We start from the raw sequence: 12,006 nt of genomic DNA on the forward strand, positions 1-12,006 counted from the left end.
CCCCCCCCCCCCTCCCCCCCCCCCCCCCCCCCCCCCCCCCCCCCCCCCCCCCCCCCCCCCCCCCCCCCCCCCCCCCCCCCCCCCCCCCCCCCCCCGAGACCGGCCGCCTGAGGCGTCACCCGCGCACGCTGGGCCCGCAGGAAGTCCCCGAGTGCTGTCATCCCTGCGGATCCTACGCCGGGTGGTCAGTTGCGGTAGCGGAAGATGATGCGGCCGCGGGTGAGGTCGTATGGGCTGAGCTCGACCAGGACGCGGTCCTCGGGGATGATCTTGATGTAGTTGCGGCGGATTTTGCCGCTGATGTGGGCCAGTACCTGGTGGCCGTTGGTCAGTTCGACGCGGAAGGTCGCGTTGCGGAGCGATTCGACGACGACGCCGTCCAGCTCGATGGCGCCTGCTTTTCTGGGCATGTCAGACCTCCTCGTGGACGAGTTCGAGAGCGCCGCCGGTCCGCCGGGCGCCGAGGCCCGTGAAGAGCGCGACCGCGGCTGCGTTGGTTTCGTTGACCTCGGCAACGACTGTCTCGACGCCGGCGGTGTGCAGCCCGGCGAGGACGTGGCCGACGAGCGCGCGGGCGATTCCTTGCCGCTGCTCGCCGGCGCGGACGGCGACCAGGCCGATCCGGGGCTGCCGGGTGTAGGTGGCGAGCCGGAGGAGTCCGGCGTACCGTCCGGCGCGGTGCGCGATCGTGTACGTCGCTGGGTCGATCGGCGTGCTTCCGCCCTGCCAGGGCAGGACTTCGGCGGGCATTGTTTCCCAGCCGACCGTACTGCGGATCTCGGCGCGAAGGGCTTGGTCCAGCTCGCGTAGCGGCTCTTCGGTGGCTGTGGTGATGACGATGCCGGGCGGTGGCTCAGTGGGGTAGAGCTGTGTCGGGACGACGTACTCGTGTTCGCGGCGCCGGCTCGTGAAACCGGCGCGTTCCCAGTTGGCGGCCAGCTCGTGGTCGGTCTCGTCGACGACTGTGTAGAGCGGCGCGGGCTGATCGGCCAGCATCGCGGTGGCGAGCCGTTCGAAGACGGAGTCGCGCCAGGTGTCGATGCTGAGGAACGTGCGACCGTCGAGCCGGCGGGACGCGTGGCCACGACCGACGACGAGGTCGTTCTCCACCGCATGCCATTGGTTCTCGGCGACGCGGGAGATCGTGCAGGGCAAAGGGTGCATAGGTGTTCCTTCCGGGAGCTTGGGAGCGCTCCCGCTGACACCTACGTCAATGACCCGCCCGTGACCACGGAGGGGAGCACCCACTGCGATAGAGCGTTCATGGGGGCCTCACCTCCAGGTGTGATGTCACGGACGCCGAAACGGTACCAACCCGCCGTCCGCCGCGGCCAGCTGTTTTCGGTACGGGCGGAGTACGGGCAGGCCGATGGCGGTGGCGGTCCCTACGGTCGGGTGACTGCCGAATCTCGAAAGGACCTTTGTCGTGCGTAGAACCATCCTGTCCGTTGGCGTGGCGAGTGCACTGGCCGCGGCCGGCCTTGTCGTCGTGACGTCGTCGTCCGGAGCGGCCGTCGGTGATGTGCCCGCCGGTTGCGCCGCCGTCACCTCGGCGTACAAGGCGGACGGGCAGCGCCTGTCCTACCGGTACGAGCGGAACAGCGAGCAGCCGACGAAGGTGGAGTCCATCCCGGGTGACAAGCTGCCGTGGCGTCCGGCGGCGCTGACGCTCGGGGGAGTGTGGGGCGAGAGCCAGGACAGCTTCCACCGTGAGGAGTTCGCCGTCCATCCGACCGACGGCTACGTCTACCGGATCGAGCGGGCGGCCGAGCGCGGTGACGACCGCGTCTGGCGGATGACCCAGCACAAGGTGACCCGGCTCGCGGCCGGCTTCGGCGGGACGCGGACGCTCGTTTACGCCTACCCCTACCTGTACCGCTTCACGGCCAAGTCGCTCTACCGGTACGACGTCGTCGGGCAGGAGGGCCTCCCGGTCGACCCGGTCAAGATGCCCGGGACGGGCTGGGGCTCGATCAAGACGATGATCTACGAGCGCACCGGCGGCACCGACGCGCAGCCGGTGAGCGTCCTGATCGGTACGACGTCCGCGGGTGCGCTGAAGGAGTGGCGTTTCCGCTGGGGCGCGCCGGGTGCCAGCATCCCGTCGTCCGTTCTCCGGGAGACCGGCTGGGGCGCGTTCACCAGCCTTTCCACCGGTGCCTGTGAGCAGCACCCCGCCGGCCGGTCGCTGCTCGCGATCAAGGACACCGGCTCGGTCTCCTGGCACTTCGACGCCGACGCGAAGGACTGGAGCGGCGCCGACATCAAGGGCGGTTCGCTGGGCGCGCTCGGCTGGACGGAGAAGGCGTACGGCGAGTAGTCCGCTATCCTTGGTTCAGCGTCGCGTGCTGGTGGCAGACCCTGTCAGGCATGGAGGCGCCGAACCGAAGGAGGCGACGATGTTCTCGTCACCCACTTCGTTCTCGCGTGACTGAGCGCGAGACGACCAGGCTTGTTGCCTGGAGCACCGAAATGCGCCGGGTGCACACCCGGCTCCGCGAAGCCCTGGCGATCACCCGCGACGCCGTCCGTGACGGCATCCCGGGCGAGCAGGCCACCCGTGACCTGCTGCTCTACTGCCACGGCTTCTGTACTGCGCTCGACGGCCATCATCAGGGCGAGGACCGAGCTCTGTTCCCGGCCATCGAAGCGGCCCATCCCCACCTCGCCCCGGTCCTGCGCGCCCTCAAACAGGACCACTCGATGATCGGCCACCTCCTGCAAGGCCTGCAGGACGCCGTCGATCGGACGGCGTCCCCGGCCGAGCTCGACCGCCATCTCGAGGGCATCGCGGCGATCATGGAGAGCCACTTCCGCTACGAGGAACGCCAGCTCCTCGGCGTCCTGGAAACGCTCGCGCTCCAGGCCGGGCCGACCACGGTCTTCGGGCCGTTCGGTTGAGGTGGGGCGCTACTGCTTCGCCGCAGGATCGATGATCGCCCGGAGGGCCGGCTCGAGGATGGCCTCTAACTGCTTGGTCTCCGCGGCGGCCAGCACCGGATCCCGCAGCAGATAGCGCGAGATGGCTACGCCGAGGGTGCAGGCGTTGAGGACGGCGGCGCGCAGGTCGCCGTCCTCGCCGCCGATCGTCTCCGCGACCACGGCCTGGGCCGGCGCCATCACCTGCTCACGCAGCACGGCCCCCGCTTGGTCGTGGGTCAGGCTGCTGCGCAGCAACGCTTCCGCTGCCACGCGCCGTTCAGGATCCTCGAAACCGTCGAACAGGTGCGCGGCCGCGGCTGCCGGTAGAGCTTTCAGGTTCGCGCCGATCAACGGATCCACGGCCACGCTGGACGTCGCGGCTGCGGCGAACAGCCGCTCCTTGTTGCCGAAGAGCTGCATGACCAATGCGGGATCGATGCCGGCCTCGGCGGCGACCGCCCTGATGCTGGTCCGCTCGAAACCCGCCTCGGCGAACTGCCGGCGCGCTGCCTGAAGTACTGCGTTCTCGGTCCGCCGCCGCCGCTCGGCCCTCGGCAGCCCCGACTCGTCTGCTGTCACCGAACTCACTCTACGCGCGTTGACCGAAACTCGCATTCGCTCTACGCTTGTTGAGTGAAAATGAGGCGCGGGCGTGACGGGATGGACAGGCGAGCGGCATCGGCGCTCGGCGTACTGGCGGGTGGCCAGCTGCTGATCGTGGTGGATGCCACGATCGTCAACGTGGCGCTCGGGCCGGTCCGTGACGCGCTGGGGTTCAGCGCGTCGCAACTGTCCTGGATCGTCACCGCCTACACGCTCGCGTTCGGCGGGTTTCTGATACCGGGCGGACGGGTTGCGGATCGGTTCGGGCGGCGTCGGGTCTTCATGGCGGGTACCGCTGTGTTCGGGCTGGCGTCGTTGATCGGTGGCGCCGCCGACACTCCACTGACGCTGGTGGTGGCCCGCGCGGTGCAGGGGCTGGGTGCGGCCGTGCTGGCTCCGGCTGCGTTGGGGCTGGTGATGGAGGTGTTTCCACCGGGTCGTGGACGTCAGTCCGCGCTCGGAGTGTGGGCTTCGGTCACTGCGGCCGGGACGGCGCTCGGATCGGTACTCGGCGGGGTTCTGGTCGAGACGCTGTCGTGGCGGTGGGTTCTGTGGATCAACGTTCCGCTCGCGGCGATCATCTTGCTGGCGGGGCTGGCCGTCGTCCCTCGATCCGTCCCAGTGCGGAGTGGCCGGATCGATCTGCCTGGCGCGGCGACGGTCACCGGCGGACTGATGGTGCTGGTGTACGCGCTCACGGGTGCTGCCGAGTACGGATGGACGGCGATGAGCACGGTCGCCGGCCTGCTGATCGCGGCTGCGCTGCTCGGGACCTTTGCCGTGCTCCAGAGTCGCGGTGGCGACCGGTTGATTCCGGCGGAGTTGTTGCGGAACCGTGCAGTTGTCGCCGCTGACCTCGTCGGGCTGGCGTTCGGTGTCGCGATCTTCGGGCTCTTCTATTTCGTGAGCTTGTTCCTGTCCACCGTCAAAGGCGAAGGGCCGATCGCTGTCGGGATGGCCTTCGTGCCGATGACGGTGGCCATCACGGCCGCGGCGCAGCTCTCCGCCCGGTACGCCGATCGGGTCGCGGCTGGGCTGATCACGGCTGGGCGGCTTACGGCTGCTGGTGCGGCGCTGGTCGCGCTCGGCATGGCCTTGCTGGGCAGGCTGAATGCGGAGTCCACCTACCTGGGCACCTTGCTGCCGGCCATGCTGCTGGCCGGTGTGGGGCTGGGGATGGCCTTCGTCCCCCTCACCTCGGCCGCGGTGGCTGGTGCCGGACAGGCGCATGCCGGCGTAGCTTCGGCGCTGTTCAATGCGGGCCAGCAGATTGGCGGTGCGCTGGGGCTGGCCGTGCTGACGACCGTCAGCGCGGCGTGGACGGCCAGACATTCGGAAACGCCTTCAGCCGCGGCGACGACGGCTGGATGGGGCCTCGCATTCCTGGTCGCTGCCGTGATCGCAACCGTGGCGGCGGCTCTGGCTCTGCGGTGCGTCGTGGTCGCCAAGGAGGTGAGCTGAGATGCTCGCCAGCTATCGAGGTGCACTTGCCACGCCCGGAATCGCCCGCGTGGTGGCTGCGGTGCTGTTGTGTTACCTGCTGGCCGGCATGGTGAATCTGTCGCTGTTGACCAGTGCGGCGTCCACGACTGGTAGCTACGCAGTTGCGGGCGCTGTTGTCGGGGCGTACTCAACCGCCGTGGCGATTGCGGCGCCAATCTGGGGGAGAGTCGTCGACCGGCGAGGCCCCCGCTGGACCCTGGCCGTCACAACCATTGCCCAGACGTTGCTCTTCGCCGGTTACATCGCTGTCGCTTTGGCTCAGCTGCCCGCTCCGGTCCTGATCGCCGCGGCTGCCGTCGCCGGATCGTGCAGCCCGCCGGCGTCCGCCGTTGCCAGGAAGGTCTTCGCCGCGGTCAGCGAGCCTGCCGCGCGACGCGCGCTCTTCGCGATCTCGGGGCTCTTCACGGAGACCGTCTTCGTGATCGGACCGCTGCTCGTCGGCCTGATCACCGCCTTCGGGCAACCGATCGTCGCCGTCGCCGCGACCGCGACGATCTCGGCCGTCGGCGTCTGCTGGCTCCGCTCCGCGCCGGCGGTCCGAGCTGGTGACACCGAACAGAAGTCGGCGTCCAATCCACCGACGACCTGGACGCCCCAGCAGCTCCACGTCCTGGCGGTCGTCGTCCTGGGTGCCGTGGCCATCGGCGCGCTCCAGGTGAGCGTTGTCGCCCATGCCGCGCAACTGCGCGCCAATGCCGGACTGTTGGTCGCGGCTATGGCGTGCGGTGGTGTGCTGGCGAGCTTCATTTACGGCGGCCGCGCTCTGCCGGGCAAGCTGCCGGCGCAGCTCTCGGTCGCGCTTGGTCTGTACGGCCTGCTGATCCTCACGCTCGGCGCCGGCCCGGGAGTCCTGGTGTCGCTATTCCTTCTCGTCCTGATCGGTGCGGCCACTGGGCCGGCGGATGCCATTGAGGCGTTACTCATCGCCAACTGCACGCCACCCGCCGCTCAATCACAGGCATTCGCCGCGCTCACCACCGCCAACTGGCTCGGCTTCGCCGCCGGAAGCGCGCTCGCAGGAACGTTGATCGACCGGTTCGCCCTCGTCGCAGCCCTGGTGCTGGCGGCCTCAGCCGCGCTGGCAGCCTCGCTGTCACTGACGCCTTCGCGAGCCCGGCGCCGGCTGGAAGCAACCTGAGCCCGACCCTGTGGACGGCGATTTTAGGGCTGATCGAACATATGTTCTAATGTGGGCATGGGGTACAACAATCCGCCGATCAAGTGGTCGGAGCTCGAGCGGCGGTTGTCGGACCGGTCGCGGCCGGGGAGTCATGGCGGGCGGCCGGTGACGGCGGACGGCGGGGACAGTCCGGCGTGGTCGCAGCATCGGGGGCCCTATGTGCCGGCGAAGGTGCAGCGGGGTACGGCCGAGGTGGCTTATGCCGAGTTGCATGTGCATTCGAACTATTCGTTCCTGGATGGGGCGTCGCAGCCGGAGGAGTTGATCGAGACGGCGGTGCGGCAGGGGATTCATGCGCTGGCGCTGACCGATCACGACGGGTTCTACGGTGCGGCGCGGTTCGCCGAGGCCGCGGCGGCGTACTCGTTGCCGACGGTGTTCGGGGCGGAGCTGTCGCTCGGGCTGACGCACCCGCAGAACGGGGTGGCCGATCCGGAGGGGAGCCACCTGCTGGTGCTGGCCGAGGGGCAGGAGGGGTATCACCAGCTGGCGGGGGCGATCACCGAGGCGCAGCTGGCCGGTGAGGAGAAGGGGCGGCCGGTCTACAACCTGGAGGAGTTGGCCGAACACGGGTCGGAGTGGGTGATCCTGACTGGTTGCCGGAAGGGGGCGGTGCGGCAGGCGTTGGAGCGGGGTGGGCAGGCCGAGGGGCCGGCGGCGGCCGGGCGGGAGCTGGATCGGCTGACCCACCTGTTCGGCCGGGATCGCGTGGTGGTCGAGCTGATCGACCATCACCTGCCCGCCGACACGGTCCGGAACCGGGTGCTCGCCGATCTGGCGGCCGATCGCGGTCTCCCGGTCGTTGCCACGAACAACGTTCACTACGCGACCCCGGCGCAGTACAAGCTGGCTGCTGCGCTGGCCGCCGTCCGCGCGCGCCGCGATCTGGATGCGATGGACGGCTGGCTCCCCCCGAGCGGGATGGCCTTCCTGCGGACCGGGGCCGAGATGGCCTACCGCTTCCGCCGGTACGACGGCGCTGTCGCGCGCTCGGTCGCCCTGGCCGACCAGCTCGCCTTCGACCTGGCCCGCGCCAAGCCGAAGCTACCGCTCCGCGACGTCCCGGAGGGGGAGACGCCGATGAGCTGGCTGCGTCATGTCACCTATGCGGGCGCCGCCCGCCGGTACGGCACCCGTGAGCAGCGCCCGGATGCGTACGACCGGCTGGCCCGCGAGCTGGCCGTGATCGAGGAGAAGGGGTTCCCGGGGTACTTCCTGATCGTCCACGACATCGTCAGCTTCGCCCACCGGGAGGGGATTCTCTGCCAGGGCAGGGGTTCCGCGGCGAACTCGGCGGTCTGTTACGCGCTCGGGATCACCGCCGTGGACAGCATCCTCTACGACCTGCCGTTCGAGCGGTTCCTCGCCTCGACCCGGGCCGAGGAGCCCGATATCGACGTCGATTTCGACTCCGACCGGCGGGAGGAGGTGATCCAGCACGTCTACCGCAAGTACGGCCGCCGGAACGCCGCCCAGGTGGCGAATGTGATCTCCTACCGGCCGAAGTCCGCCGTCCGGGATGTCGCCAAAGCGCTGGGGTACTCGGTCGGCCAGCAGGATGCCTGGTCCAAACAGGTGGACGGCTGGAGCCCGGAGATCACCTCGACCGAGCACGACATCCCGCCGCGGGTGGTGGCGATGGCGACCGAGCTGCTGAAGTTCCCGCGGCATCTGGGGATCCACTCCGGGGGCATGGTGCTGACCGAGCGGGCGGTGGGCGAGGTGGTGCCGATCGAACATGCCCGGAAGGAGAACCGCACGGTCCTGCAGTGGGACAAGGACGACTGCGCGTGGATGGGGCTGGTGAAGTTCGACCTGCTCGGCCTCGGCATGCTGGCCGCCCTGCAGTACTGCCTGGACATGGTCCGCGAGCGGCTGGGGGAGACGTGGCTGCTGCACACGATCCCGAAGGAGGAGGCCGGGGTCTACGACCAGCTCTGCCGGGCCGACTCGGTCGGCGTCTTCCAGGTCGAGTCGCGGGCCCAGATGGCGACCCTGCCGCGGCTGCGGCCGCGCAAGTTCTACGACCTGGTCACCGAGATCGCGCTGATCCGGCCCGGCCCGATCCAGGGCGGCGCCGTCCATCCGTACATCCGCCGCCGGACGGGGGAGGAGCCGGTCAGCTACCTGCATCCCAAGCTACGGCCGGTGCTCGAGCGGACGATGGGCGTGCCGCTGTTCCAGGAGCAGCTGATGCAGATGGCGATGGCGGTCGGGGAGATCGACGGCGACGAGGCCGATCTGCTGCGCCGGGCGATGGGCTCCAAACGCGGTGTCGAGAAGATCTCCTCACTCCAGGACAAGCTGTACGCCGGGATGGCGCGGAACGGGATCGAGGGTGAGCTGGCCGACGAGATCTACGCCAAGATCGAAGCCTTCGCGAACTTCGGGTTCGCCGAATCGCACTCGATCAGCTTCGCCCTGCTGGTCTACTCCAGCACCTGGCTGCGGCTGCACTACCCGGCCGCGTTCCTGGCCGCGCTGCTCCGGGCGCAGCCGATGGGTTTCTACTCGCCGCAGTCCCTGGTCGCCGACGCGCGCCGGCACGGGGTCGAAGTACGCCGTCCTGATCTGCAGCGCTCGGAGGTCGAGGCCGGGCTGGAGTTGCTGGTCGACGGCCAGGAGCGGCAGGGGCCGACCGGTTCGGCGTCCTGTCTGCTCGACCCGCAGCCGCCGGTCGGGCCGTTCGATCCGGCGACGCCGTTCGACTCGACCCCGCACCGGCGCGACGGAGCGTTCGCCGTCCGGCTCGGGTTGTCGGAGGTCCGGACAGTGGGGGAGAAGGGGGCGAAGCTGATCGTCGAAGAGCGGGAGCGTGGCGGGGCTTATCGGGATATGGCCGAGCTGGTCCGGCGGACCGGTATCACCGCCGCGCAGGTGGAGGCGCTGGCGACGGCCGGGGCATTCGACTGTTTCGGGCTCGACCGGCGGCAAGCGCTGTGGGAAGCCGGGCATGCCGCCGAGGAGCGACCGGACCGGCTGGCCGGCGTCTCGGTCGCCGGCCCGCCGCCGACCCTCCCCGGGATGAGCGATATCGAGACCGACATGGCCGACCTGTGGGCCACCTCGATCACCCCCACCAGTCATCCGATCGAGCGGGTCCGCGACGACCTCCGCGCCGCCGGTATCCTGTCGGCCGTTCAGCTCCGCGAGGTCCCCGACGGCACCCGCGTCCGCGTCGCCGGCGTCGTCACCCACCGCCAGCGCCCCGCCACCGCCTCCGGTGTCACCTTCATGAACCTCGAAGACGAAACCGGTATGGCCAACATCGTCATCACCAAAGGCTGCTGGCGCCGCCATGCCGCCACCGCCCGCAATGCCACCGCTCTCATCGTCCGCGGCCGCGTAGAACGAGCCGGCGAAGTGACCAACCTTTCCGCCGACTCCCTCGAACGCCTCCCCCTCGCCACCCGTTCCCCCTCCCGAGACTTCCGCTGACCCGCCGGCAGGTGACGCCGGCGGTGAAGCGGACGGCTGCCGGGGGTGAGCGCTCGGGCCTGCTCGTTCGCTGTCGAAGCGCTGGGGTGCAACGAATGGGAGCCGGCGGGCGTCTACTGTGGGAGGTGATGAGGATGCACAAGTACCCGGTGGCCCTGGCGGCCGCCGCCATGCTGTTTTTGGTTGCATGTGGCAACGAATCTGCGGGAGGAAACCCGGCCGTGAACCCGTCCGACAGCTCGAACCCGACCTCGCCGACCCCGTCGGTCCCCACCGGGAGTACGCCGGCCGCCGCGCCGGTGGAACTGGCCAAGGCCGACCTGACCAAGCGGCTCGGGATCGCCGAGACCGCCGTCAAGGTCCTCGGCGCGGAGGAAGTCACTTGGTCCGACGGCAGTCTCGGCTGTCCGGAGCCAGGGATGCACTACACCCAGGCCCTGGTGAACGGCATGCGGATCACCCTCGAGGCCGGCGGCAAACGCTACGAGTACCACTCCGGTGGCGCGCGCCCGCCGTTCCTCTGCGAGAACCCGCAGGCGCGCTGAGCGTCACAGCAACGTCCTCCAGTACGACCAGAACTGCTCGCCGATCAGCGTGAGGACGACGACCGCCCAGGTGGTCAGCACGGCGCCGTGGTACTTCGTCGGCGTCGAGGCCACCCGGGTGGAGCGCAGGTTGTGCAGGGTCGTGTACCAGAAGATCGGGACGGTGACCGTCCAGACGACCATGCAGTACGGGCAGAGCGCGTGGATCCGGTAGAGGCTCTGGAACATCAGCCAATGGACGAACACCACGCCGAAGGTCGCCCCGGCCTGCAATCCCCACCAGAACCACCGCCGGAACCCGGCGCCGGCCAGCAGGCCGGCGCCGATCGTCGCGACCACCGCGAACCCGGCGACCCCCAGCAACGGATTCGGGAAGCCGAACACCTCCGCCTGCGGTTTCGTCATCACCGATCCGCAGGACAGCACCGGGTTCAAACTGCAGGACGGCACGTACGCCGAATCCCGCAGCATCGCGATCTTCTCCACCAGCAGCACCCCGGACGCCGTCAGCCCCACCAGCCCGCCGACCAGCAGCAGCCACGGCAGCAACCGCGGGAACGGCGCCGGAACATCGACGGCCGACGCCGTCACCTCGCCCGAGGTCGCGGCGGGGTGACGGGCTGCCCGGGAACTACTTGAGGGCGGCATCGATACTCGCCGTCAGGTCTTCGACCGACTTCGGCTCGAGTTTGGCGCCGTTGAGGAAGAAGGTGGGCGTGCCGGTGACGCCCAGCGCCTCGCCGTCGGCCAGGTCGCGTTTGATCCGCTCCAGTGTCGCGGGGTCGGCGTACGCCTTGTCCCAGGCGGCCAGATCCAGACCCAGGGTCTTGGCGAAGTCCCGGAAGCGGGCGTCGGCGGGGACCTGCTGCTCGCCCCACTCGGCCTGCGTTTCGTACATCTTCTGGTACATCTGCTCGAACTTGCCCTGGGCGGCCGCCGCCTCGACGGCGCGCGCGGCGCGTTCGCCGTTGAAGTGCCCGGGCAGCGGGAAGTACCGGACGACGAAGGTGACCTTGCCCGCGTAGTCCTTGCGGAGTTGCTCGACCACCGGGAACGCCGCCCGGCAGGACTCGCACTCGAAGTCCAGGAACTCGACGAACGTCGCCTTGCCATCCGCGGCGACGTCGAGTTTGTGGCTGTCCGGACGGACGAGCCGTTCGTGGCGGTCGGTGGCGGCGGCGTTCGCGCCGGCCGGGCTGTCGGAGTCGCGGGTGGCGTTGACCGCCAGCAGGATGCCGGCGATCAGGACGAAAGCCGCCGCGATCCCGATCGACAAACGGGTGTTGGTGTTCATGATCCTCGATTCAGCTGGGCATGGGTGAGCGCACGGCGAGAGCGCCGCGTCGTACGAACCGAGCTGTGAGGCCTACGTGCGCGAGATGCGTAACTGGGTCAGCGAGACGGCCGACGGACAGAACGCGATCGGTACGTCGAACCCGGTACGGACCGCGGGGGATCGAACCGGCCGGACGCCGACGACCCGCAACGCGCGGGCCACGATGAGCAGCATCGACAGGCCGAGCAGACTCGCCAGGGCCAGATGCGCATGGGCGCCGGCGACCGGCATCGCATCCGGTACGTCGTCGAAGTCGACATGCAGCGGGCCGATCAGCTCCACGGCGATGGAGTTCGCCAGGGCGGTCTCGGCCGACTCCGTGGGGCTGTGGAACGCGCACACGGCGAGCAGCGCCGCGACCAGCATCAGGCCGCGCGCGAGCAATCGCCGTACCGAACCGTTCATCTCGGGGACCAGCGTAGCGCCGACTTCCCAAAGGATGCCGATAGTCGATAACATCGCCAGATGGCGATGAAAGC

General features: G+C 69.6%; 12 protein-coding genes. 6 read left to right on the forward strand and 6 right to left on the reverse strand.

Annotation, left to right across the window (positions count from 1 at the left end; all coding sequences use genetic code 11):
* Window positions 1-185: 185 nt before the first annotated feature.
* Complete coding sequence (infA, locus tag ACZ6ZD_RS25065) at window positions 186-410, reverse strand: translation initiation factor IF-1 (RefSeq protein ID WP_171672567.1); 225 nt, start codon at window positions 408-410, stop codon at window positions 186-188.
* A gap of 1 nt (window position 411) precedes the next feature.
* Window positions 412-1,164, reverse strand: coding sequence for a GNAT family N-acetyltransferase (locus tag ACZ6ZD_RS25070; protein WP_465676119.1), 753 nt, complete (start codon window positions 1,162-1,164; stop codon window positions 412-414).
* A 262-nt stretch (window positions 1,165-1,426) separates the two neighbouring features.
* Here ACZ6ZD_RS25070 and ACZ6ZD_RS25075 point away from each other — a divergent pair, with 262 nt between their 5' ends.
* Together ACZ6ZD_RS25075 and ACZ6ZD_RS25080 are read left to right on the forward strand one after the other, a co-directional pair.
* On the forward strand, window positions 1,427-2,320 hold the full coding sequence (locus ACZ6ZD_RS25075; RefSeq protein ID WP_465676121.1) for a hypothetical protein: 894 nt from the start codon (window positions 1,427-1,429) through the stop codon (window positions 2,318-2,320).
* Between the two features lie 107 nt (window positions 2,321-2,427).
* A complete protein-coding gene (locus ACZ6ZD_RS25080; protein ID WP_465676123.1) occupies window positions 2,428-2,901 on the forward strand; it encodes a hemerythrin domain-containing protein in 474 nt (157 codons plus the stop codon).
* A gap of 9 nt (window positions 2,902-2,910) precedes the next feature.
* On the opposite strand, the gene ACZ6ZD_RS25085 is transcribed toward ACZ6ZD_RS25080, so the two are convergent.
* Window positions 2,911-3,501 carry a TetR/AcrR family transcriptional regulator gene (locus ACZ6ZD_RS25085; protein ID WP_465676125.1) on the reverse strand — a complete coding sequence of 197 codons (591 nt, stop codon included), beginning with the start codon at window positions 3,499-3,501 and terminating at the stop codon, window positions 2,911-2,913.
* A gap of 60 nt (window positions 3,502-3,561) precedes the next feature.
* Between ACZ6ZD_RS25085 and ACZ6ZD_RS25090 the strand changes: the two genes are divergently transcribed.
* From ACZ6ZD_RS25090 to ACZ6ZD_RS25105, 4 genes are all read left to right on the forward strand, one after another.
* The gene (locus ACZ6ZD_RS25090; RefSeq protein WP_465677472.1) at window positions 3,562-4,986 is read left to right on the forward strand and encodes an MFS transporter; all 1,425 of its coding nucleotides are present in this window, start codon (window positions 3,562-3,564) and stop codon (window positions 4,984-4,986) included.
* Window position 4,987: 1 nt separating this feature from the next.
* On the forward strand, window positions 4,988-6,166 hold the full coding sequence (locus tag ACZ6ZD_RS25095; RefSeq protein WP_465676126.1) for an MFS transporter: 1,179 nt from the start codon (window positions 4,988-4,990) through the stop codon (window positions 6,164-6,166).
* A gap of 57 nt (window positions 6,167-6,223) precedes the next feature.
* Window positions 6,224-9,646 carry an error-prone DNA polymerase gene (locus tag ACZ6ZD_RS25100; RefSeq protein ID WP_465676128.1) on the forward strand — a complete coding sequence of 1,141 codons (3,423 nt, stop codon included), beginning with the start codon at window positions 6,224-6,226 and terminating at the stop codon, window positions 9,644-9,646.
* A 134-nt stretch (window positions 9,647-9,780) separates the two neighbouring features.
* Window positions 9,781-10,191, forward strand: a complete 411-nt coding sequence (locus tag ACZ6ZD_RS25105; protein WP_465676130.1) for a hypothetical protein — start codon at window positions 9,781-9,783, stop codon at window positions 10,189-10,191.
* A gap of 3 nt (window positions 10,192-10,194) precedes the next feature.
* On the opposite strand, the gene ACZ6ZD_RS25110 is transcribed toward ACZ6ZD_RS25105, so the two are convergent.
* The 3 genes from ACZ6ZD_RS25110 to ACZ6ZD_RS25120 all read right to left on the reverse strand — a co-directional run bounded on the left by ACZ6ZD_RS25110 (window position 10,195) and on the right by ACZ6ZD_RS25120 (window position 11,932).
* Window positions 10,195-10,782, reverse strand: coding sequence for a vitamin K epoxide reductase family protein (locus ACZ6ZD_RS25110; protein WP_465676132.1), 588 nt, complete (start codon window positions 10,780-10,782; stop codon window positions 10,195-10,197).
* Window positions 10,783-10,822: 40 nt separating this feature from the next.
* Window positions 10,823-11,485, reverse strand: coding sequence for a DsbA family protein (locus tag ACZ6ZD_RS25115; RefSeq protein ID WP_465676134.1), 663 nt, complete (start codon window positions 11,483-11,485; stop codon window positions 10,823-10,825).
* 72 nt (window positions 11,486-11,557) lie between these two features.
* Window positions 11,558-11,932 carry a hypothetical protein gene (locus ACZ6ZD_RS25120; RefSeq protein ID WP_465676136.1) on the reverse strand — a complete coding sequence of 125 codons (375 nt, stop codon included), beginning with the start codon at window positions 11,930-11,932 and terminating at the stop codon, window positions 11,558-11,560.
* Between the last annotated feature and the right edge of the window lie 74 nt (window positions 11,933-12,006).

The organism is Kribbella sp. NPDC104218, from assembly GCF_055584105.1.